The following is a 26,316-nucleotide window of genomic DNA, read 5'->3' as shown; positions in this document are numbered from 1 at the left end:
TTTTAATTCTTTTATTTTAAATTTATAAAAATATTATTTTTTTATAAGTTAATTGATGGAATTTTTTTAAAATACTGCTATTTATTTATATTGTATAAATAAATAGCAGATCTTTTTATTTATTAAAAATATTTTTTAGAAAATGTTATTTTCTATTTCCTCTTCAATTCTAATAAGACGATTATATTTACAAGTTCTTTCAGAGCGACATATTGAACCTGTTTTAATTTGTCCTGATGATGTACCTACAGATAAATCAGCAATTGTAGTATCTTCTGTTTCTCCAGAACGATGGGAAATAATAACCTTATAGTTTGACTTTTTGGCTAATTGTATGGTTTTTAATGTTTCAGATAATGTTCCGATTTGATTTAATTTAATTAAAATAGCATTTGCAACTTTATTTTGAATTCCTTTTTTTAGAATTTTTTCATTAGTTACAAATAGGTCATCTCCTACTAATTGTATCTTTTTCCCTAGTTTTTTCGTTTGATGTTTAAATCCTTCCCAATCGTTTTCATCTTGCCCATCTTCAATAGAACAAATAGGATAAATTTTAGTTAATTTTTCTAAATAGTTTGTAAATTCATGAGAATTAAATTCTTTTTTTTCTTTTTTAAAACAATATTTTTTAGTAGAAGCATTATATAATTCAGAAGCTGCACAATCAATAGCTATAGTTACATCTTTTCCAATTTCATATCCTGCTTTATTTATTGCATTTTGAATAATATTTAAGGCATCTTCATTAGAATTTAAATTCGGAGCGTATCCACCTTCGTCTCCTACAGAAGTATTAAGTGATTTCTCTTTTAATATTTTTCCTAAATAATGAAATATCTCAGCACCTATTTGAATAGCATGTTTAATAGTTTTAGCTTTTATTGGTTGTATCATAAATTCTTGTATATCAATATTATTATTAGCGTGTTTTCCTCCATTAATAATATTTATCATAGGAATAGGCATGGAAAATTGATTAGGTGTATTATTTAATTCAGAAATGTATTGATATAAAGGAATTTTTTTTTGTATAGCTGTAGCTTTTGCTATCGCTAAAGAAATAGCTAAAATTGTATTAGCACCAAGATTGGATTTGTTTTCAGTTCCATCTAATTCAATCATAAAATTATCGATTTCTTCTTGATTTCTAGCATCTTTTTTGTATATTTTTTTAGATAGAATAGTATTTCCGATCAAAACTGCTTTTTTTACTCCTTTTCCTAAAAAATATTTTTTTTCTTCATCTCTTAATTCTACTGCTTCTTTAGAACCTGTTGATGCACCAGAAGGGACTGAAGCAATTCCAATTGCTCCTCCTTGTAAATGTATTTCTGATTCAATAGTAGGATATCCTCTAGAATCTATTATTTCTCGGCAAATAGTTTTTTTTATTTTGTACATTTTAATCCTTTTATAAAAGAAAAATTAAAGTTTAAGAATTTTCTATAATAATTTTTTTTTATATATTTTAGCGGCTTTTATAAAACTTTTAAATAGAGGATGTCCTTTTCTTGGATTTGAATTAAACTCTGGATGAAATTGACAAGCTATGAACCAAGGATGATTGAATAACTCAATTATTTCGACTAAATTTTTTTCTTTAGATCTTCCAGATATAATTAATCCTAATTTTTCTATTTTTTTTAAAAGTAAATTATTAACTTCATATCTATGTCTATGTCTTTCTGATATTTTTTTATTTTTGTATATTTTATAGGTTAAACTATTTTTTTTTATAATGCATATATGTTCACCTAATCTCATAGTTCCACCTAAATTGTTTTTCTTATAATATTTTTTTTGCTTTTTATCCCATTCTTTAATTAAAGCTATAATTGGATATTTACAATTAGGTTGAAATTCTGTTGAGTTTGCAGAAGTAATGCCGATTACATTTCTTGTATATTCTATAATAGCTAGTTGCATGCCTAAACAGATACCTAAATAAGGAATTTTTTTTTCTCTAGCATAACGAATAGAAAAAATCATTCCTTCTATTCCTCTTTTTCCAAATCCACCTGGAATTAAAATTCCGTCCAACTTTTCTAAAATTTGATTGTATTTGTTTTCAATAATTTTTTCAGAATTAATTAGTTTAATAATAATTTTAGCTTTATTTTTTAATCCTCCATGTTTAATTGCTTCTATTACAGATTTGTAAGCATCTGGTAATTCAGTATATTTTCCAATAATTCCTATGGTAATAATTTCGGTAGATTGTTTTTCTTCAGAAATAACTTTATCCCAAGAAGATAAATCTGCTATTGGAACATTAAGATTAAAATATTTGCAGATATAATCATCTAAACCTTGAAGTTGTAATAGTTTTGGTATTTTATAGATAGAATCTAAATCTATTAAAGAAATAACAGCTTTTTTAGAAACATTACAAAATAAAGCTATTTTTTTTCTTTCGGTTTCTGATATTTTTTTTTCCGAACGACAGATTAGTATATCTGGTTGAATACCAATAGATAATAATTCTTTAACAGAATGTTGAGTAGGTTTTGTTTTTATTTCCTTAGTTGTAGAAATATAAGGAAGTAGTGTTAGATGTATATACAAAACATTTTTTTTATTAATATCTATTGATATTTGTCTAATTGCTTCTAAAAATGGAAGAGATTCTATATCTCCTACGGTACCACCTATTTCTACAATAGTAATATCGTTTTTTTTTGATAATTTAATAATTCTATTTTTTATAAGATCTGTTATATGAGGAATAACTTGAATAGTTGCTCCAAGATAATCTCCTCTTCTTTCTTTTTTTAAAACTTCCGCATATATACTACCTGTTGTGAAATTGTTTAAACTAGTCATTTTGTTTTTTATAAAACGCTCGTAATGACCTAGATCTAAATCTGTTTCGGCTCCATCTTTTGTAACAAAAACTTCTCCGTGTTGAATAGGACTAATAGTTCCTGGATCAACATTAATATAAGGATCTAATTTAATAATAGTTGTTTTAAGTTTTCTTTCTTCTAGAATTGATCCAAGTGAACCTGCTGTAATTCCTTTTCCTAAAGAGGAAACAACTCCACCTGTTATAAATATATAATACTTATTCATTTTTTACCAGGAGTATAAAATAAAGTATGAATGGAATAATTTAGATAGGAATGATATAATATCTTATAAAATAAATAATAGCAATTTTTAACTATTTTCCGAATGTAGAAATTAATACTAAAGTCTAATTATTTTTTCCATTTTTGTTTTAATGAGACAATTCTATTAAATTTCAATTTTTTATTATCTGTTTTACTTTTATTTAAGAGAAAATATCCTTCTCTTTCAAATTGATATGTACTAAAATTTTTGTTTTTTAAAACATTTTTATTAACAAACCCATTTTTAATAATTAATGATTTATTGTTAATGTAATTTAAAAAATTATTTTTTAATTCGGGAAATTTAACATTAAATATACGATCATATAAAAAAAATTTTGCTGGAAGAGCATCTTTGTTAGAAATCCAATGAATGATTCCATTAAATTCTTCTATTCCTGTTTTGTTTTTTAAATTTGTACATATACAAATTATACTATTAATTTTTTCATTTTTATCTTTTTTGATTTCTACGGCTTTTATAACTAAACTATATCTTAATTTTACTTTTTTTCCAAGAATTAATCTTTTATATCCAGGGATATAATATTCAGAAAAATCTGATTTATCTATGTATATTTCTTTGCTTAAAGTAATTTTATTTGTTCCCATGGAATGATTTTTGGGATGATATGGTATAAAAATATTTTCTTTATAATTTTCAGGTATATTAGATATAATTAATTTTATAGGGTTAATAACTGCCATGCTTCTAGGTGTGGATTTATTTAAATCATTTCTAATACAGTTTTCTAATAAGTCTAATTCTATATAATGTTCTTTTTTAGTAAATCCTATTCTGTTACAAAAATCTTGGATAGAATTCGGAGTGTAACCTCTTTTTTTTAATCCAGAAATAGTAGGCATTCTAGGATCATCCCATCCAGAAACAATTTTTTTTTCAACTAATATTGATAATTTTCTTTTAGAAAGAATAGAATATTCTAAATTTAATCTTGAATATTCATATTGCATAGGTTTATTTATAGAGTCTATATTTTTTAAAATCCAGTTATATAATTCTCTATTTTCCTGAAATTCAAGAGTACATAAAGAATGAGTAACTCCCTCTAATGCGTCGGAAATACAATGTGAAAAATCATATAAAGGATAAATACACCACTTTTTTTTTGTTTGATGATGTTCAATAAACATTATTCGATACAGAACAGGATCTCTCATTATGATAAATGGAGAGCTCATATCAATTTTTGCTCTTAAACAAGCTGATCCTTCTGAAAAATATCCTGATTTCATTTTTTCAAAAAGAATTAAATTTTCTTGAATCGTTTGATTTCTAAAGGGACTGTTTCTTCCGGGTGTACTTAATGTGCCTCTATATTGTTTTATTTCCTCTTTACTTAATTGATCTACATAAGCTAAATTTTTTTGAATTAGTTTAATAGCATATTGATAAATTTTTTCAAAGTTTTGGGAAGTAAAATATATTTTTTTCCATTTAAATCCTAGCCATTTAATATTAGATTTGATAATATCAATATACTCAGCGTTTTCTTTTTTAGGATTGGTATCATCAAATCTTAAGTTACATATACCATCATACTTTTTGGCAACACTAAAATTTAAGTGTATAGATTTAGCATGACCTATATGTAAAAACCCATTAGGTTCAGGAGGAAATCTAGTTTGGATATAGTCACATTTTTTATTTTTTAAATCTTTCGAAATAATTTTTTGAATAAAGTTTAAACGAGATTTTTTTTTAAGAAGATTATTTTTCATTTTAATTTTTTTTTCAATAAAATTTAATACTATCTGAAATTTGTAATTTTTTATAGGTTTATTTTAATAAAATTTCGTGATATATTATATCATATATATATATGTTTTATTAAAAAAGAATACAAATTATTAATTAATAATAATTTGTATTCTTTTTTAAAGAAAATAGATTATAAATATTTTATTTTTATTTAAAAATATAAATTTTTTAATTATTTAGAATAGGCTATGTAGCTCAGATTGGTTAGAGCACAGCACTCATAACGCTGGGGTCATGGGTTCAAGTCCCATCATAGCCACCAGTTTAAGTAAAATATATTTTTTTTGCGGAAGTGGCGAAATAGGTAGACGCACCAGATTTAGGATCTGGCACTGAAAAGTTTGCGAGTTCAAGTCTCGCCTTCCGTATAAAAATAATAAGCATATTTAGGTGTTTTAAAATATGGGGTATAGCCAAGTGGAAAGGCACCGGTTTTTGATACCGGCATTCCCTGGTTCGAATCCAGGTACCCCAGAAAAAATAATATGAGTTATTTTTTTCATTTCTTTAAAATCAAATGGGGTATAGCCAAGTGGAAAGGCACCGGTTTTTGATACCGGCATTCCCTGGTTCGAATCCAGGTACCCCAGAAAAAATAATCAAAGATAAATTTTTAACTTTTTATTTTTAAATAAGGTTTTAAAATGATGAAAATAGATGAATTAAAAAAAAAAGCTGCTTTAACGGCAATAAAATATATTAAAGAAAACTCAATCGTTGGAATTGGAACAGGTTCTACTGTTTCTTATTTTATAAAAGCTTTAAGCACTATTAAAAAAAAAATACTTGGGGTAATTTCAAGTTCTATTTCTTCATCAGAAAAAATTAAAAAATATGGATTAAAAATCTTAGATTTAAATAAAGTTTTTTCTCCTATTATATATGTAGATGGAGCTGATGAAATAAATGAAAAAATGGAAATGATTAAAGGAGGAGGGGCAGCATTAACAAAAGAAAAAATAATTGCAGCTTCAGCAAGTCAATTTATTTGTATAATAGATGAGACTAAGCAAGTAAAAACATTAGGAAATTTCCCGCTTCCAATTGAAATTATTCCAATGTCTTACTCTTTTATTAAAAATAAAATAATTAAGTTAGGCGGAATTCCAAAATTAAGGAAAAATTTGATTACAGATAATGGAAATATTATTATAGATGTTTATGGATTAAAAATATTAAATCCTTCTATTTTAGAAGAAAAAATTAATTCTTTTCCTGGTGTGGTAACAGTAGGATTATTTTCAAAAATAAAAGCAGATATTGTAATTATTGGAACTCAATCAGGAGTGGAAGTTTTATTTAATAAAAAAAATAAAAATTTAAAATTGATGACGTAGTAATTTTTTTTTTAAAATATTAATAATTAATAATATATATAATTTTAAAAAAATTTTTTTTAATTAAATTAAACTAATATCTTTAATATTAAGAAATTTAATAATTAAAAAAAACAGAGTATTATTATGAATAATCAAATAATTCGAGAAAATATTAGAATTAAAAGAAAAAAACTATCTGAAGTGGATAGAAATAATGCCGCTATAAAAGTTGCTAACTTAGCATGTAATTTTAAAAAAATAAAAAGTGCTAAGAATATAGCTTTATTCTCTTCATTTGATGGAGAAATTAGTACTTTACCTTTAATTAATATTTTGTGGAAAAAAAATACTCAAGTTTTCTTACCTAAAATACAGTCTTTTTCTAAAAAAACAGTATTTTTTTTAAAATATAAAAAAAATACTGTTTTGAAAGTAAATAGATTTAATATTTCCGAACCTATAGCAAAAAATGAAACAAAAAATTTTATCGATGAAATAGAAATTATTTTAGTTCCATTAGTAGCCTTTAATTCAAAAGGATATCGATTAGGAATGGGATGTGGATTTTATGACTTTTTATTAAAAGATTGGAAAAAAAAAAAATTTATACCTGTAGGCATAGCTTACAATTTTCAATTGGTAAAAAAAATAAAAATTAATAGTTGGGATATTCCTTTACCTTATATTATAACACCAAAAAAAATTTGGTTCTGGAAAAAAAATTTTTTTTAGATAGTAACATTTAACTCTTCGTATTTATATAATAAAATAGATAATGCGGCTATAGAGCTAGTTTCTGAACGTAATATCCTTTTTCCTAATGAAATGTTTTGAAATCCATATTTTTTCTTAAAATTATCAATTTCTGCAATAGAAAAACCGGATTCTCCTCCAATTATTACATTTATTTTTTTTGTTACAGAAATTAAAGAATTTATTGTATTTTTTGAGTAAGGATCAAAAATTAATTTTAATTCATTACTAGGTAATTTATTACACCATGTATACATATGTTCAGGATAGTTAATAATAGGAATTTTATTTCTTTTACATTGTTGGCAGGAAGATATTGCTATATTTTTCCATCGGTTATACTGTGCTAGTAAAGAAGAATCATTAACTTTTTTGGAAAAATTTTCTTTTTGCAATAAAGGTGTAATTGAATGAACTCCTAATTCAGTAGATTTTTGAATAATAAAATTCATTTTTTTTTGATTTAGCATAATTGGAGCAAAATGTATTTTTACAATAGATTCTTGATTCTTTTTTTGTTTATTTTCTATAAGTACTCGAATTATTTTTTTTTTAATACTAGTAATTGTTCCTGTAAAAATATAATTTGTATTATTGAATAATTCAATTTTTTCATTTATTTTTAATCTTAATACATTTTTAAAATAATGAAAATTTTTGTTAGTTAAATATATGTTTTGTTTTTTTTTTATTTCGTTTTCATAGAAAATTCTATATTTTTTTTTTCATTTTTTTCTATACCTATTTATAATAAAATTTTTTTTATATTTATCTTTTATATAAAATATAGATAAACAATATTTAACAATTTCTTCTTTTTCTTTTTATTTTATAGTCAATTAATATTTTATATTCGATTGTTTTTTTAAATATTCATTAAAACTTATAGTATCATTATTTTCAATTTTTTTTTGTTTTTTTTTCGATTTTATTTTTTCTTTTAAAAAAAAATCTTTATTAAAAATTTTTAATTTTTCTTTTTTTAATTCTTGATTATATTTTTCAGCTAAAAAAACTCCAGTTTTTTTTAATCCTTTTTGAAGAAAAAAATCTAAAATTTTAGAAGAGTAAGTTAAATTTGGATTTTTTAAATATTGTAATAAAATGTTACAACTTTTTTGATATGGATTATTTAAAAAATTAGAATCAAAAATTTTTGCTATTTTTTCAAAATCTTTAAATAAAATAGAAACAATTTTTTTAAAACAAATTTTTTTTTCTGAATTTAGTAACTTTATTTTTTGGTTTGGTTTTCTTCCTTCTAGAGTAATATTTTCCCAATTTTCATTTAATTTTATTAATTCAGAATTAGTTAAATTAGGAGATTTATTTAATAAGCACCAATATAAAAATATATCTAAAAAAAATACTTGAGTTCTATTGATTCCAATAGAAGAGAATGGATTAATATCAAGAGCACGTATTTCGATATATTCAATTCCATTTTTTTTTAAAGAATCTATAAAACGTTTATTTTTTTTAATAGTGCATTTTGGTCGTATATAAGTATACAATTCATTTTCCATTTGTAAAATATTTGTATTTACTTGTTGTAATTTTCCTTTTTTATCAAATAAACCCATTTTTTCAAATTTTTCAGATGAAGTTTTAATTCCATATTTTATACTATTTAAATATTCATCCAGGTTGTTAAATGTTAAATGAAGCTTTTTAATTGAATCGTTAGAATGTCCTAATTTACTTAATCTTAATGAAGTAGCCCAAGGTAAATACTCTATATCTTTATTATTTTTAATATTTAATAAAAGATCTTTTTTTTTATTAGGTAAAAAATTTTTATACATAGCTGGAGAAGCACCAAAAAAATAAGGAATTATCCATCCAAATTGATAAAAGTTTCTAATAATATGTAAATATTCATTAGAAATTATTTTTTTTTCTTCTTCTTTATTTTTAGTTCTTACCCATTTTCTCCAAAATTCTTTAGGAATAGAAAAGTTATAATGCACTCCTGAAACTAAGTTCATTCCAATTCCATATCTAGTTTGTAAACCTTTTCTATATAAAGTTTTTATTCTTCCAGAATTAGAAGCTCCATATTGAGCCAATTGAACGTAATCTTTTTTTTCTCTAAAGCAAGGCATACTTAATGGCCACATGTATTCATTAGTAATGTTATTAGAAACATAACAATGTATATCCTTTAACACAGAAAATAATTCATTTACATCAGAGTATTTAGGTGTAATTAATTCTAATAAATTTTCAGAAAAATCAGTAGTAATTATAGGATGTGTTAAAGAGCTTCCTATTTTCTTTGGATGTTTACAGTTAGAAAGATTTCCATTTTTTTTTATTCTAATAGTTTCTCTTTCAATTCCCCTGCAAATTTTTTTTAGCAGTTCTGCATTTTTATTTAACCAATCTAATTTATCAGAAATATTTGAAATGAACATTTATTCCTTGTATAAAGTTTTTTTAAATGAGAAGAAATATTTTTTTCACAAAAAATATTTTTTTAAAAAAATTTAAATCTTTTGCATCCGAAAGGATTCGAACCTCCGACCGCTCGGTTCGTAGCCGAGTGCTCTATCCAACTGAGCTACGGATGCATATATATGATGAAATAAGATACGGAGAGAGAGGGATTCGAACCCTCGATGTAATTTTTTTTTACATACTCCCTTAGCAGGGGAGCGCCTTAAGCCTCTCGGCCATCTCTCCAAATAATATTAAAAATTTAATTTAAAAACTAACATTAAAGGTTTTCATTAATAAGCTTTATCTTACTTTTTTTATCTTATAAGTCAAACATTTTTTAATGTAAAGTAGATTGTTTTTCCTTTTTTAAAAATTCAGTTAAATTGCGCCTAGTATAATTAATTATTAACAAGGCGCAATTTTTCTTAATAAGAAGATGATTGAGTTTTTTCTGATTGAATTCTTTGATAAATTTCTTCTCTATGAACAGAAACTTTTTTCGGAGCATTGACACCAATTCTAACTTGATTTCCTTTAACTCCCAATACAGTAACAGTGACTTCATCTCCAATAATTAACGATTCCCCAACTCTACGAGTTAGAATTAACATTCTATGCTCCTAAAAAATTAAAATAATATATCCATCTAATCTTATTTATTTAGTTGAAATTTAATTCAAATTAAAACTATAAAATGATATATATATATCTTATTTAAGTTACTTTTTAAATAAGAGAAGACTTTTTAGTGAAAGTAATACTTAATTATATATTAATATATTGTGATATAACAATTTATTATGTTTATTTATGCTTTTTAATTTTACTTTCTAAAATAGACAAAATCCATTTTTTACTTTTTTTTATAAAGAAATTGTTATTTTTTGGTTTTATTCCTCCACCTTGTGCATTTTCCTTATTCCCTCCTCCCTTTCCATTAATTTCTTTAGTTATAAAATTTATTATTTCTACAGCAGTAATTTTTGTAATTAATTCTTTAGAAACACTTACTAAAACAGAAATTTTTTTATTTGTTTCATTGGTTAAAATAATTATAAATGAATTTAAATTATTTTTTAAATTATTAATTAAACAATTTAAAAAATTAGATTTTTTTTCGTTTAAATGATAAATAACTAGGTTAGTTTTTTTTATTAAAAAACTTTCTTTAAGTATTTTTTTAGTTGTTTCTTTTATTTTATATTTTTCATATTTTTTATAAATTAGTTTTAAATATGAGTTTTTTTCTAATAAAAAATTGATTTTTTTTACGATTTTTGTTTCTTCTTCTTTTAAATTTTTTTTAATTTTATTAAAAATAGACTCTTTTTTTTGAATAGATAGTAAAGCTTCTTTTCTCGTTAACGCCTCTATTCGACATACATTAGCTGATATACTATTATTAGAAATAATTTTAAATATTCCTATTTCTCCTGTTCTTCTTGCATGTGTTCCACCACATAATTCATGTGAAAAGTTATCAATAGATAACAATCGTACCTTTTCAGTATACTGTTTGTTTTTTAAAAAAATAGCATTTTTTTCTTTTGCTTCTTTGAAAGAGATAATTTCACAGTTAATATTTAAATTTTCCCAAATTTTATAATTTACTATTTTTTCGATTTTTTTAATCTCTTCCTGAGAAATAGAGTTAGGATATAAAAAATCAAAACGTAAATATTTTTCGTTTACTAATGATCCTTTTTGTAAAATTTTTTGATTTAAAACAATATTTAAAGAAGAGTGTAATAAGTGAGTTGCAGAATGATTTATAGCTATTAATTTTCTTTTTTTAAAATCAATTTCAGCAGTAACATTAGCATTAATTTTTATTTCTCCTGAAATTAATCTTCCAAAGTGCATAGTTACTAATCCGTTTTTTTTAGTATCTTCAACTAAAAAAGAAAAATTTTTATTATATATTTTTCCAGTATCTCCAATTTGTCCTCCGGATTCGGAATAAAATGGAGTTTCTTTTAAAATTAAAATAATTTTTTTATTCAAAGTTTGAATTTTTTTAATAGAGTTTTCTTTTAGAAATATATTAGTAATAGTTGTTTTGATTTTTTTTTCTTGATATCCTAAAAATATAGTTGGTTTTATTTTAAAAGTTTGATAATTTTTTTCAAAAAAAAACTTTTTAGATTTTTTTGATTGTATTTTTTGAGCTTCCATTAATTGATTAAACTTTTGATAATCAAGTATTATTTTTTTTTCTTTACAAATTTCTTCAATTAAATCAATTGGAAAACCAAAAGTATCATGTAAACTAAAAATTATTTTTCCAGGAAGAATATTTTTTTTTATTTTTTTTATATTTTCATGTAATAAAATTATTCCTTTTTTTAGTATTTTTAGAAATTGATCTTCTTCTAATTTTAATATTTTTCCTATTTCTTCTTTTTTTTTCATATTTCCATTAGAAAACTTTTTTATTAATTTAATTGTATATGGTACTATTTTATAAAGAAATTTTTCTTTTATTCCAAGTTTTAAACCATGTCTTAAGGCACGTCTAATTAATCTTCTAAGGATATATCCTTTTCCTTCATTACTAGGTATAACTCCACTAGAAATAATGTATATACAGGTTCTTATATGGTCAGCTATTATATGTAAAGATTTATTTTCTAAATCTTTAATATTATTTTGGTTAGCAATATAAAAAATTAATTTTTGGAATAAATCGATTTTATAATTTGATTTTTTTCTTTGTAAAATAGATGTAATTCTTTCTAAACCCATTCCAGTATCAACAGATTTATAAGGTAAATCGATTAAAGAACCATCTGACTGAAGATTATATTGAATAAATACAATATTCCATATTTCCAAATAATTATTATTCTCTACAAGAATATCTTTATTTTGATGTTCTTTATTTTGAGTATTATTAAAAAAAATTTCAGTGCAAGGCCCACAAGGTCCTGAGTTTCCCATTTTCCAGAAATTTTCTGATAAAAATATTTCTTTTTCTTTTTTTAGAGGAATAATTTGATTCTCAGATAAACCTATAATATTTTTCCAAATATTATAGGTTTCTTTATCAGAACTATGTATAGTAACTAATAACTTTTCTTCTGGTAAATTAAACCATTTTGAAGAAGTTAACAGTTCCCATGCATATATAATAGCATCTTCTTTAAAATAATCTCTAAAACTAAAATTTCCAAGCATTTCAAAAAAAGTATTATGATAAGAAGTGTATCCGACATTATTAAGATCGTTATGTTTACCTCCTGTTCTTAAACAATTTTGTACAGTTGCTACCCTTGGAAAGATAGGTTCTTTTTTTCCCAAAAAAACATCTTTAAATTGATTCATTCCAGCGTTAGTAAATAATAGAGAAGAATCATTTTTTGGAATAATTGAACTCCCAGGAATAATTTTGTGATTTTTTTTTTCAAAAAATTCTAAAAATGTTTTTCTTATTTCGTTAATACTTTTTTTCATATTTTTCCTGCTTTTTTTGTAAAATAGATTTAATTTTTAATAAAAAATATTTTTTATTAAAAATTAATCAATTTTTTAATTTTTTTTTATTTTTTTTATAGATTTAAAAAATAATTTCAAAATAATCGTATTAGATAATATTAATTATTATTCATTTAAAAAAAAAATTATAAATATGTTATATACTATTATTTATAGCAGTTAAATCCTTATAAATAAAATTATGAATAAATTTTTGAAATTTGAAAAAAAAATTTCTTATATGTGTTTTCTAAATCTTAGATTAGATAAGTCTATAAAAAGTTTCTGTAAACTATATACTAGAACTTATTTGAAAAAATGTATTTTGTCTAATTGCGTTTTAGTTAATAACACAATAATTAATTCTCCAGATAAAAAATTATACTTTGGAGATTTGATTACTATAAATTTTTTAGAATTAAAAAAAAATAATTTTAAAGATAAAAATATTTTTTTAGATATTATATATGAAGATGAATATTTACTTATTTTAAATAAACAATCAAATATGGTAGTACATCCTGGAGCAGGAAATGAAAATGGAACCATATTTAATGCTTTATTACATAAACACGAAATTTTTAAAAATATACCTCGTGCTGGAATAGTTCATCGATTAGACAAAGATACAACTGGTTTAATGGTAATAGCTAAAACTATATTAGTTTTTAATAAATTAAAAAAATTAATTAAATCAAGAAATATTTATCGTGAATATGAAGCAATTGTACAAGGGAATATGATTTCAGGAGGTACTATAAATGCTTCAATTTCAAGAAATTTATACAAAAAAACAAAAATGAGTGTAAATAAAAATGGAAAACCAGCTATAACTTATTACAAAATCATCGAACGATTCTGTAATTTTACTCATATTAAAGTTATTTTAAATTCAGGAAGAACTCATCAAATTAGAGTTCATATGTCTCATATTAAATATCCTTTAATAGGAGATAAAATTTATGGAAAAAAAAATTTTTCTACAAAAGGATTGAATCCTATTCTACTTAAAATAATAAGACAATTTTCAAGACAAGCATTACACGCAAGAAAGTTATCTTTTGTACACCCAATTAAAAAATTATTTATGAGCTGGAGTGTTAACCCTCCTAAAGATATGAATAATTTAATTAAAAATTTAAAAATGTTAAATAAAGAGAAAGTGTAAAAAATTTAAAACATTAATAATTTTATTTTTATTAAATTTTTTATATTTATCTAAAAAACTTAAGTTTTATTAAAAGAGTTAGATAATCTTTTTACTGCTGTTTCTAATGCCCAAAAGTAACCATCTAATTCAAATCCAGTAATAACACCGTTAGATATATCCGATAACCATGAGTTGGATCTAAAATTTTCTCTAGCATAGATATTTGAAATATGTACTTCAATAAATGGAATATTTACTGCTAAAAAAGCATCTCTAATAGCGATACTTGTATGAGTAAACGCTGCTGGATTAATGATGATATAATTAATTTTTTCTTTTGATTCGTGTATTTTATCAATAATAGCATGTTCGGCATTAGATTGATAATGATGAATATTTATGTTCAATGATAATGCTTTTTCATTTAATTGATTTGTCAACTCTTTTAATGTTTTTATTCCATAAGTATTTTTCTCTCTCGTTCCTAATAAATTTAAATTAGGTCCATTTAGTATTAAAATATTAAATTTTTTATTCATATTTTTCCAAAATTTTTAAAGTTTAAAAAATTAAATTTAATTTATATAATTAATTTATTAATTTTAATTAATAAATTATTATTGTTTAATTAAACCTATTGTATAAAATTTTTATTAAAAAAAATATATTTTATTTCTTTTTTTTTTTAAATATATGTAAATATAAAAAAGCGTTTTCTATAAGTATTTTATATACATTTAGAATGACTTTATAATTTAAAAAAAATATGACAAGTGAGCAAAAAATGTTAAATATTGTTTCAGAAAATTTATTAATTAATAATGACATTAATCATGAAGATTTGTTTAATGTTTTAAGTGACATTTATACAAAAAAAATTGATTATGTTGATTTATATTTTCAATCTAAATCAAAAGAAGTTTGGATATTAGAGGAAGGAATTATAAAAAATGGAATATATTTGCATGATCAGGGTATTGGAATACGAACTATTAAAGAAAATAGTGTTTCCCTTTCTTATATTGATACAATTACTTTAGAAGGATTAAAGAAAAGTGCAGATGCAGTAAGCAGCATTCTAAACAATTCAAAAGATAAAAAAATAAATAATTTTTCTTTAAAAAATCCATTACAAAGGTATTCAAGTCAAAATCCTATTGATAAAATGGATATTCATCAGAAAATTGAAATATTAAATTTTATTGATAATGCAGCTAGAAAAATTGATTCTAGAGTAATTAAAGTCAATGCTATGTTAACTGGAACATATGAAGAAGTTTTAATTAATTCTTCTTCAGGAAAGCTAGTTGCTGATATACGACCTTTAGTTCATCTTTCTATTAGTATATTAGTTGAAAGCAAAGGGAAAAGAGAAAAAGGATACAGCGGTGGGGGATGTCGAGGAAACTATGACTTTTTTTTAGAAAAAGATTGTTTAGGAAATAGTAGAATATTTAATTGGACAAATGAAGCTGTTCAATCAGCTTTAATTAATCTTTCAGCTCAATCTGCTCCTGCAGGATTATTAACGGTAGTTTTAGGATCAGGTTGGCCAGGAGTTATGCTACATGAAGCTGTTGGACATGGATTAGAAGGAGATTTTAATAGAAAAGAAACTTCTGTTTTTTCTAAAAAAATAGGTTTAAAAGTAGCTTCAGAATTATGTACAGTTGTAGATGATGCTACTTTACCTAATTTAAGAGGTTCATTATCAGTTGATGATGAAGGAGTTTCTGGGAAACGTAATGTTTTAATTAAAAATGGAATATTAAAAAAATACATGCAAGATAAATTCAACGCTCACTTAATGGGAACTAAAAGTACAGGAAACGGAAGAAGAGAATCTTATGCTCATTTACCAATGCCAAGAATGACAAATACTTATATGCTTCCAGGAAATTCTACTCTTCAAGATATTCTTGATACTGTTAATTATGGAATCTATGCAAAAAATTTTTCAGGTGGACAAGTAGATATTACTTCAGGTAAATTTGTTTTTTCCATTTCGGAAGCGTACTTGATTAAAAAAGGAAAATTACGGGAAGCAATAAAAGGAGCTATGATCATTGGTTCTGGAATAGAGGTAATGAATACCATTTCAATGGTAGGAAACGACCTACATATGGATTCAGGAACTGGAACTTGTTCCAAAGACGGGCAAAATATTCCAGTAGGTGTAGGATTACCTACAATTAAAATAGATAAATTAACTGTTGGTGGTGTAAATTAATTTCTTAGTGAAAAAATAAATGTTTTTAATTTTGAAAGCATGTTTATTTTTGAATAAAAAAACATGCTTTCAATATTGTTCTATTTTAATTTTTTCAAGTAAATAAAATTAATTTATTCTTTCTTTTATACGAGCTGATTTTCCTACTCTATTTCGTAAAAAATATAATTTAGATTTTTTAACAAACCCATTTCTTTGAATACTAATTTTTTCGATAATAGGGGAATGAGTTTGAAAAACTCTTTCAATACCTTCATTATTAGATATTTTACGAACCGTAAAACTAGAATTTAATCCTCTATTTCGAATAGCGATAACTATTCCTTCAAAAATTTGTATTCTTTTTTTAGATCCTTCTACTACCCATACATTTATTTTTAATGTATCTCCAGTTCTAAAGTTAGGTATATTTTTTTTAAGTTGTAATTTTTCTATTTTCTCAATAATTTTATGCATTTTTTTTTTATCGTTAATTTTGTAATTGTATATTACAACAATTTTATTATTTTAAATTATTTTTTTTGTATTTATTTTGATAATCAATAAGAAGTTTTTTTTCTTCTTTATTTAGTTTTAATTTTTTTAATAAATCAGGTCTTTTTTTCCATGTTTTTCCAAGTGAATGTTTTAGTTTCCATTGTTTTATTTTTAAATGATTTCCGGATAATAAAATTTTTGGAACATTGTGATTTAAAAATTTTTTAGGTCTAGTAAATTGAGAATGCTCTAACAAGCCATTAAAAAATGAATCTTCATTAGCTGATTGAATTTTACCTAATACACCTGGAATTAGTCTAACTAAACAATCTATTAGAACCATAGCAGGTAATTCTCCACCACTAAGAATATAATCTCCGATAGACCACTCTTCATCTACATAATTCTTTATTAATCTTTCGTCAACACCTTTATATCTACCGCATATTAAAATTATATTTTTGTTTAAAGATAAATTTAAAATATTTTTTTGATCAATTTTTTTTCCTTGAGGAGATAAATAAATTACTTTAGTTTTTTTTTTTATAAAAAATTTTGCAGCTTGAATCGCAAGATATAGAGGTTCTATTTTCATAATCATTCCAACTCCTCCACCATAAGGATAGTCATCTATAGAACGATTATTTTTTTTACTGTAATCTCTTGGATTCCAAAAATCTATTTTTAGTATCTTTTTTTTAATTGCTTGATTAGTAATTCCAAATTTAATAATAGATGAAAACATTTCAGGGAAAATACTTATTATTCCAAACCAAATTTTTTTTTTAAAATGTTATTTCTAGACATAATCATTCCAATCTATCAAAATATAATTTTTTTTAATATTAACTTCCTTAACTATTTTTTTCTCAATAAAAGGTACATATAAAATATTATTAGGCATAGTTAAGATGTTTTTAATAATTAAAATATCATAAAATTTATTGTCTATTAGATCAATTATAGTTCCTATTTTCTTTTTTTTAATGTTTAAAACAGATAAACCAACTATTTGGTTCCAATAGTATTCATTTTTTTTTAAAATTGGTAATTGATTTTTGTTAATCCAAATTTTTTTATTAGTTAATGGTTTCAGCTGTTCTCGGTAAAAAAAATTTTTAAATTTTACTAAAAACTTTTCTTTTATTTTTCTTTGATAGGTAATTAATATTTTTTCAAAAATTTTATTTTTAATAAACCATGGAAGATAATTAAAAATATCTTCTTTTTTTTGAGTATAAGAAAAAATTTTAATTAATCCTTTTATTCCATAAGGTGCTCCAATTTTTCCTATGACTATAAAAGATTCAATATTTTTTTTTTTCATAAAATTTTATTTTTATAAAACTTTATTTTTTTTAAGTATTTGTTTTACTTTTTCTGATAATTGCGCTCCCTTTTTTTTCCAATAAGTTATTCTTTCTAAATTAATACGAGTAAGGTTTTCTTTTTTATTTTGAATTGGGGTAAAAAAACCAATTTTTTCAATAAATTTTCCATCTCTTGATTTTCTACTATCTGTAACTATAATTTGATAAAATGGTTTCTTTTTAAATCCATTTCTAGTTAATCTAATTTTAACCATAATTTTTCCTATTTTCTTATAAAAAAATAATTATATCATACCTTTTGAATAGAATAAATTAATCATTTTTTTAGATAAAAATTATTAATTTAGAAAAATCTTTAATGATTTAAATAACTTTTTATATTTTTCCAAATGTTACGAATTCCATTTTTTTTAATTTTCTTTATCATTCTTTTCATCATTTCAAATTGTTTAAGTAATTTGTTAACATCTTGTACTTTTGTTCCGGATCCAATAGAAATTCTTTTTTTTCTAGATCCTTTAATGATGTTAGGTTCTATTTTTTCTTTTTTTGTCATAGAATTAATAATATTTTTCATTTTAAATAGTGTTTTTTTATTTACTTCCTGAATATTTCCAACATTAGGTATATTTGTTTTATTTGGAAAATTTTTAATGAATGATGTTACGCCTTTTATTTTTTGAATTTTATTAATTTGATTATAAAAATCATTTAAATTAAATTTATTTCTTTTAGTTAAATCTTTATTAAATAAGGTTGTTTTAGAAGAAGAAATTTTCCTTTCAATATTTTTTATAAATGAAAAAATATTTTTCATACCTAAAATTCTTTCAGCTATTTTTTTAGGAGAAAAAGGTTTTAAATCGCTTAACTTTTCCCCGGTTCCGATAAATTTAATAGGTTTTTTGGTAGTATATCGAGCTGATAAAGCTATACCTCCCCGGGAATCTCCATCAATTTTAGTTATAATAATTCCTGATATAGATAATAATTCATTAAATGTTTTAGATATATTCATTCCATCCTGCCCTGTCATAGCATCTATTACTAGCAATGTTTCAATAGGAGAAATATATTTTTTAATATCAATGATTTCATTCATCATTTTTTTATTTGTATGAGATCTTCCAGCAGTATCAATTAAAAGTATTTCATAAAAATTTTTTCTTGCATATTCTATTGCAGAGTTAGCTATTTTTATAGGTTTTTCTATTAAAGAAGTGAAAAAAAAATCAATATTTATTTTTTTTGATAAAATATTTAATTGTTCGATAGCTGCAGGTCGATATACATCTAAAGAAGTTATAAGTATTTTTTTTTTGTATTTTTCCTTAATAAATTTAGCTAATTTTCCAACAGTGGTGGTTTTACCTGCCCCTTGCAAACCAACTAATAAAATTATTGCTGGAGGTTGAACTGAAAAATTTAATTTATTATTTTCTTCTCCCATAATTTTAATCAATTCATTTTTAATAATTTTAATAAATTCTTGTCCAGGTGTTAGATTATTATTAATTTCTTTTCCTATGGATTTTTTTGAAACTTTATCAATAAAAATTTTAATAATTGGTAAAGAAACATCTGCTTCTAATAAAGTCCTTCTAATTTCCCTTAAAGAATCCGAAATATTTTTTTCTGTTAGTCTTCCTTGGTTTTTGATTTTATTTAAAATAAAAGATAATTTTTTACTTAAATTTTCAAACATTCTTAATTTTTCCTTAAAATTTTTTTTAATAATCAATATAATTTATTAGATTTTATTATTAATAATAATTAATTAAAAATATTTATATGAAAACATGTTTTATATAAAAATTTTTATAATGATTTATAGTAACCAATAATTTTAAAATTATTAGTAAATTTTTTAATTTCTTCTAAAAATTTTTCCATTTTAAAAGAGTTTGAATAAACTTTTATTTCTAAAAACATTTTTTTTTCATTTGTTGAATTGAGTATATTAAATAATTCAAATTTATTAATAGAAATATTTAATTTATTAAATAATGAGAATAAGGATATAAAATTTTTTGATTTTTTTTTAATAGTAAACATTATCATTATTTTTTTAGAACTGTTATTTAACTCTAAAAATTTTTTTTTAGAAATAACAATAAATTTAGTAGAATTATCAGTTCTATTAGAAATATTTTCTTTTATAATTTTTAAATTATAGAGACTAGAACCTATTGGACTACCTATTGCTGCAATACTTTTAGATTGTAAAGAAGAAACTTTTTCCATAGCTGCTGCTGTACTTTCAGTATAATTTATTTTCCAATTAGAAAACAATTTGATAAATTTTTCACATTGCTGAAATGGTTGAGTATGACTATAGATCATTTTAATCGTATTAAAATTAGCCTCGGATATACCTAATAAACAATGTTGAATAGGAATTTTTAATTCTTCAATGATATATAAATCATATTTCCCTAATAAATCATAAACTTCCAAAATCGAACCAGTACAACTGTTTTCTATAGGCAAAATGCCAATATCTGATAAATTATTTTTTACATTTTTAAAAATTTCTTTAAAAGAAAAACAATTTTTTTTTAATATTTTTTTATTTTTCTTTAATCCATATTCATGAGAAGCATAATAAGAGTATGATCCTTTTGGTCCTAAAAAAGATATTGAAATATTTTTTTTAGGAATAGTAAGTTTCTTTTGTATAAACCTTTTTTGTGTTGATATAGATTGATTAATTATAATATTAAATATATCTAAAATATATTTTTTTTTAATTCCATGCTTTTCTCCTATATCAACTAGTGATTCAAACATTTTTTTTTCTCTATTTTCATCTCTTATTGAATGATTAATCATTAATTTTATTTTTGCTATTTCTATAGTTAATGTTTTTCGTTTAGATAAAAGAAATATTATTTCTTTGTTTATTAGATTAATTTTTTCTCTTAACTTTAATAAAGGATCGTTTAAATTCATGTGTAATTACTCTTATAATAATAGTTTAAAATATAAAATTTATTTTTTAGATAAAAGATCTATCCTTATATATTTTATTTTTTTAAAAAAACTTTTTAATTATATAATTATATTTAAATTATTTTAAAAAATTTTTTTTATATTTATCTAGTTTCTAACTATTAAAAATTTTTCAAAATAGATAATTTATTTTTTATTTATCATTTTTTTAAAAAAATACGTATCTATAAAAATAGATTATGTTATTTTGTTTATAAACATTAGTTATTATATAATGAAAAAAATTATTATTTAGATTTTTATTAATTTTATTAATATTTAGGTATTCTATGAAAACTTATTTAGTTAAAAAACAAAATTTTTTACCTAATTGGTATGTTGTTGATGCTTCAGGAAAAATTTTAGGACGTTTTGCTAGTCAAATTTCTAAACTGCTTCGAGGAAAACATAAAGAAATATATACGCCTCATGTAGATACGGGTGATTATGTAATTATATTAAATGCAAAAAAAATTATGGTTACAGGAAATAAGTATAAAAATAAAATTTATTATCATCATACAGGTTATGTTGGAGGAATAAAGAAAAAAAGCTTTAAAGATTTAATCTTAACAAATCCTTCTAAAATATTAAAAAATGCAATTAAAGGAATGTTACCCAAAGGAATATTAGGACAAAAAATATTAAAAAAACTAAAAATTTATGATGAAAATAAACATAATCATATTGCTCAAAATCCAAAAAAATTAATCATTTAATTAAGGTAAAAAAATGAATGAAGAAAAAAATTATGGAACAGGTCGAAGAAAAAGTTCTTCGGCTAGAGTTTTTTTAAAAAAAGGTGATGGAAATATAACAGTTAATAACTTTTCTTTAGAAAAATATTTTGGTAGAAAAACATCTTGCATGGTGGTATTGCAGCCGTTAGAATTAATTAATATGTTAAATAAATTTGATTTTTATATAACAGTTAAAGGTGGAGGTATTTCAGGACAAGCAGGGGCTATTCGACAGGGTATTACTAAAGCTTTAATTTCTTATGATAATTCGTTTAGGAAAGAATTAAGAAAAGCTGGTTTCGTAACTAGAGATTCTAGAAAAGTGGAACGAAAAAAAGTAGGATTTCGTAAGTCAAGAAGACGTCCTCAATTTTCTAAACGATAAGTACAAGTATTTAATAATCTAATCACAATAGATTAGATTATTAAAATATATTTATAAAATAAAACATTAAAAATTATCATAAAGATTAATATACATAAATTTATATTTTTTTTAAAAAATTAAAAATCTCTACGCAAAGAAAATCAATATTTTTTTTATTAAAGCAAGAAATATAAAAAATTTTTTCCTCTTTTATAAAATATTTATTAATTTTTTTTTCTATAATTTTTAGATTTTTTTTGTTTAATAAATCTGTTTTATTTAAAACTAACCATCTTGGTTTATTATATAGTTTTAAACTGTATTTTTTTAATTCATTTAAAATAATTTTAATATTTTCTACAGGATTAGAATTATCTATAGGTGAAAGATCGACAATATGTAGTAATATTTTACACCGTTCTAAATGCTTTAAAAATTTAATTCCTAGCCCGATTCCATCAGAAGCGTTTTTTATTAAACCAGGAATATCTGCAATAGTAAATCTATTTTTATTTTCTACTTTTACTCTACCTAAAATTGGTTTGATTGTTGTAAAAGGATACTCAGCTATTTTTGTGTGAGCATTAGATACTTTGCTAACAAATGTTGATTTTCCTGCATTAGGTAAACCTAATGTTCCTACATCGGCTAATAATCTTAATTCTAGAATTAATATTCTACTTTCTCCTTTAGTTCCCATTGTTCTTTTAAGAGGCGTTCTATTTGTAGAAGATTTAAATCTAGAATTTCCGATTCCATGCCATCCCCCTTTAGCAATTAATATTTTTTGTTGATTAATAGTTAAATCAATAATAATTTCATTAGTTTCGTAGTTGATAACTCTGGTTCCCAGAGGAACTTTTACATATATGTCAGAAGCACTTTTTCCAGAACAATTTTTTCCTTTTCCATGTTCCCCATTTTTTGCTATAAAATTTTTTTTAAATCTAAATTCAACAAGAGTATTTAAATTTTTATCAGAAATAATCCAAATACTTCCTCCGTTTCCCCCATCACCTCCGTTTGGACCTCCTTTAGGAATATATTTTTCTCTTCTAAAACTAATACATCCATTTCCCCCATCTCCTGCAATAACATGAATAATAGCTTCGTCAATAAATTTCATTTTTTTAATTATATTATAATAAAAACATTAATAGTATTTTAAAAATTTGTTAATTTTAAAAATACTAGTTATTTTAATTTAAAATTCAACTTAAAAAAAATTAATTTTAAAATTATTTTTTTATTAAGTTGAACAAAGAAACATTTTTTATGATAAATATTTTATATTTATTAAGTAGAAATACTTATATATTTTCTTTTTTTTAAACCTTTAACTTCAAATTTAACAATTCCACTTTTGGTAGCAAAAATAGTATGATCTTTTCCACAAGAAACATTTTTTCCAGGGTGAAATTTAGTTCCTCTTTGACGAACTATAATGCTACCTGAAGGTATAAATTGTCCTCCAAAACATTTTATACCTAATCTCTGGGAATGGGAATCTCGACCATTTCTAGTAGAACCACCTGCTTTTTTATGTGCCATTTTTTATATCTCTATTTAAATAATTGATATCTAAAATTTTTACGTCAGTAAAAAATTGTCTGTGTCCTTGTTTTTTTTTGTAATGTTTTCTACGGTTAAATTTAATAATATTAATTTTTTTAGATTTTCCATGACGTAATATATTAGCTTTAATTTTACTTCCTGAAATGTTAGGAAATCCTATTTTTACAGAAGATGCATCGGAAATTAGTAAAATATTCTCAAATATAATATTTTCTCCAACAGAAAAATTTAATTTTTCTAAACGAACTATTTGTCCTATATTTACTTTATATTGTTTTCCACCACTTTGAAAAACTGCAAGCATATAACACTCCATTTTTATTAAAAAATTTTTTTAAAATACATTTTTAATTTTATGTATAAAAAAATTTAAAAAAAAATTTAATAATTAATTATATAATAATTAAAATAATTAAAATATTAAAATTTTATTTTTAACTTAATAAATTTAATTGTTTGATTTTTTATTTAAATTTAAATAAATAATATTTATTTTTACTAAAAATATTAAAGAATTAATTCAATATACATTGGTTTAAGTATTTTTAAATTTTTATTAAATAAATATAATTTTTTATTCAGTATATCTAATATGAAAGTAGATACGATTGACATTTTTTTAATTAAATAACATTAAGCAGTTTACTACCAATTTATTTTTTAAAAAATTTTTTTTATTGAAAATATTTAAAAATTTTACTTTTTAATAAAATTTAAAAGTATTTCTTTTTATTAAATTTTTTATTTTTTTAAAATATATTGTTTAATTTTAAATCTTATATTTTATAAATCTAAATAATTCAAATAATAGAAGTGTTTAAAATTTTTTATTTTTTTATTTACAATTAGTAATTGTAGACAATATTTTTTAATATTTTTGTATTAACAAAATTTATAATAAATAAAGTATTTATTTTTTATTGAGATATTATTTTTTATATTTTCTGAAATCTATTTTTTTTTATTAGTTAATATTAAAAACTTTATTTTTTAATTTTGTTAAATTTAATTAAATATAATTTTTTTATTGAACATTTATTTAAAGAGAGAAGTATATTTTTTTAAAAAAAGTGATAATTTACTTAATATATCGTTTTATTCATTAATGAAATTAAAAAACGATAAATCATATTTTTATATGATAATAGCTTCAGTATTAAATATAAGTTATTTTTTAATGTGAATAAATTATTAGACTGAATTAGTAATTCAACTTTTTTTATTATCAATTTTAAATGTATTTGTAATTCTTATATGTTAATTAATTAATAAAAAAATAAATATAGTAAAGTTGTATTCTTTGATAAAATTGATTTTTTGATTTATTTTTTTAATTCATATATATAAATTTTTTGTTTTAAAGAAAACTTTTTTATTAAAACTAAAATTTATTATTTTCTTTATATTTTTTCCATTCTTTAAGAGTGTAAGTTTCAATTGTAAGAGCATGTATTTTATTATTTGTAATTAATTTTTTTAAAGGAGAGTAGATTACTTGTTGTCTTTCTTTTTCGTTCATATTAAAAAATATTTTTCCAATTGCAACTATTATTAAATGATAATCATCACCTTTAATGTAAATTTTTTCTAATGAAATTTTTTTAAGTAATAAAGATTTTATTATATTTTTCATGTTAAAAGTTAAAATTTTTTAATTAATTATCTTATTATACAACAAATATTTTTTTTTTCGAAAAAAAATGTTTTTTATGAAGAATTATTAGAAAAATTTTAATTTATTTGAGATATTTAATTAAATTTAGATAAATAAATCTATATAAATAAAATGTTTGTTATACTAAGAAAAATAATTTTTTAATTGAATTATTTTTCATTAAAAAATAGTTTTTTAGAAAAATATTGAATTTTTCTTAATATATATATTTTTTAAAAAAATAATTTTTTAATTTAAAAAAAAATAATTATATATGTACTAAAAGTTACATAAGATATATAGTCCTATCATAAATTACTGTGAGGTATTTATATGATAACGCACGTTCCAATGACTGTAAAAGGCGTTAAAAAACTTAAAAAAGAGCTTGAAAAATTAAAAAAAATAAAACGGCCCCAAATTATTGCTTCTATTGCTAACGCCAGAGAACATGGTGATTTAAAAGAAAATGCTGAATATCATGCAGCTAGAGAAGAACAAGGATTTTGCGAAGGAAGAATTCAAGATATTGAAAATAAATTATCTATTGCTCAAATTATAGATGTAACAAAAATAAAAAATACAGGAAGAGTGATTTTTGGTTCAACTGTTACTATTAGAAATATTAAAAAATCCGAAACATTTACATATAGAATTGTCGGGGACGACGAAGCAGATTTTAAAAAAAATTTAATTTCAATTAATTCTCCGGTTGCAAGAAGTCTAATAGGAAAATACAATAATAATATTGTTGAGGTTACAACGCCATTGGGAATAGTAAGCTATAAAATATTAAAAGTAGAATATATTTAAATATTTTTTTTAAAAAAAATATTTAATATGTTTACTAAAAAGATAAAAAAGGGGATAAAAAAAATAATTTTATTCCCTTTTAATTTTTTTATTTTTTTTAA

25 protein-coding genes and 6 tRNA genes are annotated in these 26,316 nt (G+C 21.9%); 11 read left to right on the top strand and 20 right to left on the bottom strand.

Annotated features, from left to right (window positions below):
* Positions 1-135: 135 nt before the first annotated feature.
* From eno to RJT65_RS01715, 3 genes are all read right to left on the bottom strand, one after another.
* Entirely contained in the window at positions 136-1,404 is a 1,269-nt protein-coding gene (gene eno, locus RJT65_RS01725) for a phosphopyruvate hydratase (protein ID WP_343152507.1), read from the bottom strand.
* Positions 1,405-1,446: 42 nt separating this feature from the next.
* The gene (locus RJT65_RS01720; protein WP_343152506.1) at positions 1,447-3,075 is read right to left on the bottom strand and encodes a CTP synthase; all 1,629 of its coding nucleotides are present in this window, start codon (positions 3,073-3,075) and stop codon (positions 1,447-1,449) included.
* Between the two features lie 128 nt (positions 3,076-3,203).
* On the bottom strand, positions 3,204-4,859 hold the full coding sequence (locus RJT65_RS01715; RefSeq protein ID WP_343152503.1) for a glutamine--tRNA ligase/YqeY domain fusion protein: 1,656 nt from the start codon (positions 4,857-4,859) through the stop codon (positions 3,204-3,206).
* 224 nt (positions 4,860-5,083) lie between these two features.
* On the opposite strand from RJT65_RS01715, the gene RJT65_RS01710 reads away from it, so the two are divergent.
* The 6 genes from RJT65_RS01710 to RJT65_RS01685 all read left to right on the top strand — a co-directional run bounded on the left by RJT65_RS01710 (position 5,084) and on the right by RJT65_RS01685 (position 6,950).
* Positions 5,084-5,161 (top strand) — tRNA-Met (locus tag RJT65_RS01710).
* 24 nt (positions 5,162-5,185) lie between these two features.
* Positions 5,186-5,267 (top strand) — tRNA-Leu (locus tag RJT65_RS01705).
* A gap of 35 nt (positions 5,268-5,302) precedes the next feature.
* Positions 5,303-5,374: transfer RNA gene (locus RJT65_RS01700), tRNA-Gln, on the top strand.
* A gap of 43 nt (positions 5,375-5,417) precedes the next feature.
* Positions 5,418-5,489, top strand: a tRNA-Gln gene (locus tag RJT65_RS01695).
* A gap of 57 nt (positions 5,490-5,546) precedes the next feature.
* Positions 5,547-6,236 carry a ribose-5-phosphate isomerase RpiA gene (gene rpiA, locus RJT65_RS01690; RefSeq protein WP_343153186.1) on the top strand — a complete coding sequence of 230 codons (690 nt, stop codon included), beginning with the start codon at positions 5,547-5,549 and terminating at the stop codon, positions 6,234-6,236.
* A gap of 126 nt (positions 6,237-6,362) precedes the next feature.
* The gene (locus RJT65_RS01685) at positions 6,363-6,950 is read left to right on the top strand and encodes a 5-formyltetrahydrofolate cyclo-ligase (protein WP_343152501.1); all 588 of its coding nucleotides are present in this window, start codon (positions 6,363-6,365) and stop codon (positions 6,948-6,950) included.
* Here RJT65_RS01685 and RJT65_RS01680 read toward each other — a convergent pair.
* The 6 genes from RJT65_RS01680 to alaS form a co-directional block, all read right to left on the bottom strand.
* Positions 6,947-7,681, bottom strand: coding sequence for a 16S rRNA (uracil(1498)-N(3))-methyltransferase (locus tag RJT65_RS01680; RefSeq protein WP_343153184.1), 735 nt, complete (start codon positions 7,679-7,681; stop codon positions 6,947-6,949). The two genes, RJT65_RS01685 and RJT65_RS01680, sit on opposite strands and share 4 nt — an antisense overlap.
* 129 nt (positions 7,682-7,810) lie before the next feature.
* Positions 7,811-9,388, bottom strand: coding sequence for a glutamate--cysteine ligase (gshA, locus tag RJT65_RS01675; RefSeq protein ID WP_343152499.1), 1,578 nt, complete (start codon positions 9,386-9,388; stop codon positions 7,811-7,813).
* 82 nt (positions 9,389-9,470) lie between these two features.
* A tRNA-Arg gene (locus RJT65_RS01670) sits at positions 9,471-9,544 on the bottom strand.
* Between the two features lie 22 nt (positions 9,545-9,566).
* A tRNA-Ser gene (locus tag RJT65_RS01665) sits at positions 9,567-9,656 on the bottom strand.
* A 182-nt stretch (positions 9,657-9,838) separates the two neighbouring features.
* Positions 9,839-10,024 carry a carbon storage regulator CsrA gene (gene csrA / locus RJT65_RS01660; RefSeq protein ID WP_343152497.1) on the bottom strand — a complete coding sequence of 62 codons (186 nt, stop codon included), beginning with the start codon at positions 10,022-10,024 and terminating at the stop codon, positions 9,839-9,841.
* A gap of 193 nt (positions 10,025-10,217) precedes the next feature.
* A complete protein-coding gene (alaS, locus tag RJT65_RS01655; protein WP_343152495.1) occupies positions 10,218-12,866 on the bottom strand; it encodes an alanine--tRNA ligase in 2,649 nt (882 codons plus the stop codon).
* A gap of 223 nt (positions 12,867-13,089) precedes the next feature.
* Here alaS and rluD point away from each other — a divergent pair, with 223 nt between their 5' ends.
* Positions 13,090-14,055, top strand: a complete 966-nt coding sequence (gene rluD / locus RJT65_RS01650; protein ID WP_343152493.1) for a 23S rRNA pseudouridine(1911/1915/1917) synthase RluD — start codon at positions 13,090-13,092, stop codon at positions 14,053-14,055.
* Between the two features lie 59 nt (positions 14,056-14,114).
* Here rluD and aroQ read toward each other — a convergent pair whose 3' ends face one another.
* Complete coding sequence (gene aroQ, locus RJT65_RS01645; RefSeq protein ID WP_343152490.1) at positions 14,115-14,576, bottom strand: type II 3-dehydroquinate dehydratase; 462 nt, start codon at positions 14,574-14,576, stop codon at positions 14,115-14,117.
* A gap of 245 nt (positions 14,577-14,821) precedes the next feature.
* Between aroQ and tldD the strand changes: the two genes are divergently transcribed.
* On the top strand, positions 14,822-16,267 hold the full coding sequence (gene tldD / locus RJT65_RS01640; RefSeq protein ID WP_343153182.1) for a metalloprotease TldD: 1,446 nt from the start codon (positions 14,822-14,824) through the stop codon (positions 16,265-16,267).
* Between the two features lie 108 nt (positions 16,268-16,375).
* Here tldD and rplS read toward each other — a convergent pair whose 3' ends face one another.
* The 6 genes from rplS to RJT65_RS01610 form a co-directional block, all read right to left on the bottom strand.
* A complete protein-coding gene (gene rplS / locus RJT65_RS01635; protein ID WP_343152488.1) occupies positions 16,376-16,723 on the bottom strand; it encodes a 50S ribosomal protein L19 in 348 nt (115 codons plus the stop codon).
* A 46-nt stretch (positions 16,724-16,769) separates the two neighbouring features.
* Positions 16,770-17,522 carry a tRNA (guanosine(37)-N1)-methyltransferase TrmD gene (gene trmD / locus RJT65_RS01630; protein ID WP_343153180.1) on the bottom strand — a complete coding sequence of 251 codons (753 nt, stop codon included), beginning with the start codon at positions 17,520-17,522 and terminating at the stop codon, positions 16,770-16,772.
* Between the two features lie 21 nt (positions 17,523-17,543).
* The gene (gene rimM / locus RJT65_RS01625) at positions 17,544-18,071 is read right to left on the bottom strand and encodes a ribosome maturation factor RimM (protein WP_343152487.1); all 528 of its coding nucleotides are present in this window, start codon (positions 18,069-18,071) and stop codon (positions 17,544-17,546) included.
* A gap of 12 nt (positions 18,072-18,083) precedes the next feature.
* Positions 18,084-18,329, bottom strand: a complete 246-nt coding sequence (rpsP, locus tag RJT65_RS01620; protein WP_343152485.1) for a 30S ribosomal protein S16 — start codon at positions 18,327-18,329, stop codon at positions 18,084-18,086.
* 101 nt (positions 18,330-18,430) lie between these two features.
* Positions 18,431-19,780 (bottom strand): signal recognition particle protein, encoded by a 1,350-nt coding sequence (gene ffh, locus RJT65_RS01615; RefSeq protein ID WP_343152483.1) that lies wholly within the window; start codon positions 19,778-19,780, stop codon positions 18,431-18,433.
* A gap of 113 nt (positions 19,781-19,893) precedes the next feature.
* The gene (locus RJT65_RS01610; protein WP_343152481.1) at positions 19,894-21,027 is read right to left on the bottom strand and encodes a chorismate mutase; all 1,134 of its coding nucleotides are present in this window, start codon (positions 21,025-21,027) and stop codon (positions 19,894-19,896) included.
* Between the two features lie 329 nt (positions 21,028-21,356).
* Here RJT65_RS01610 and rplM point away from each other — a divergent pair, with 329 nt between their 5' ends.
* Both rplM and rpsI read left to right on the top strand, forming a co-directional pair.
* Positions 21,357-21,785, top strand: coding sequence for a 50S ribosomal protein L13 (rplM, locus tag RJT65_RS01605; RefSeq protein WP_343152480.1), 429 nt, complete (start codon positions 21,357-21,359; stop codon positions 21,783-21,785).
* A gap of 13 nt (positions 21,786-21,798) precedes the next feature.
* Entirely contained in the window at positions 21,799-22,191 is a 393-nt protein-coding gene (gene rpsI / locus RJT65_RS01600; protein WP_343152478.1) for a 30S ribosomal protein S9, read from the top strand.
* A gap of 100 nt (positions 22,192-22,291) precedes the next feature.
* Here the strand turns inward: rpsI and cgtA are convergent, their stop codons facing one another.
* The 4 genes from cgtA to RJT65_RS01580 form a co-directional block, all read right to left on the bottom strand.
* The gene (gene cgtA, locus RJT65_RS01595; protein ID WP_343152476.1) at positions 22,292-23,299 is read right to left on the bottom strand and encodes an Obg family GTPase CgtA; all 1,008 of its coding nucleotides are present in this window, start codon (positions 23,297-23,299) and stop codon (positions 22,292-22,294) included.
* A 170-nt stretch (positions 23,300-23,469) separates the two neighbouring features.
* The gene (gene rpmA / locus RJT65_RS01590) at positions 23,470-23,724 is read right to left on the bottom strand and encodes a 50S ribosomal protein L27 (protein WP_343152474.1); all 255 of its coding nucleotides are present in this window, start codon (positions 23,722-23,724) and stop codon (positions 23,470-23,472) included.
* Positions 23,714-24,052, bottom strand: coding sequence for a 50S ribosomal protein L21 (rplU, locus tag RJT65_RS01585; RefSeq protein WP_343152471.1), 339 nt, complete (start codon positions 24,050-24,052; stop codon positions 23,714-23,716). The genes rpmA and rplU overlap by 11 nt, the downstream gene beginning before the upstream one ends.
* Before the next feature lie 1,077 nt (positions 24,053-25,129).
* Positions 25,130-25,381 (bottom strand): BolA/IbaG family iron-sulfur metabolism protein, encoded by a 252-nt coding sequence (locus RJT65_RS01580; RefSeq protein ID WP_343152468.1) that lies wholly within the window; start codon positions 25,379-25,381, stop codon positions 25,130-25,132.
* A gap of 354 nt (positions 25,382-25,735) precedes the next feature.
* Here RJT65_RS01580 and greA point away from each other — a divergent pair, with 354 nt between their 5' ends.
* On the top strand, positions 25,736-26,215 hold the full coding sequence (gene greA / locus RJT65_RS01575) for a transcription elongation factor GreA (protein WP_343152465.1): 480 nt from the start codon (positions 25,736-25,738) through the stop codon (positions 26,213-26,215).
* The last annotated feature ends 101 nt before the right edge of the window (positions 26,216-26,316 follow it).

The sequence above is a fragment of the Buchnera aphidicola (Mindarus japonicus) genome (genome assembly GCF_039393905.1).
Classification (GTDB): domain Bacteria; phylum Pseudomonadota; class Gammaproteobacteria; order Enterobacterales; family Enterobacteriaceae; genus Buchnera_A; species Buchnera_A aphidicola_B.
Note: the sequence above shows the minus strand (reverse complement) of the source record. Positions and strands in the feature narration are given on the sequence as shown.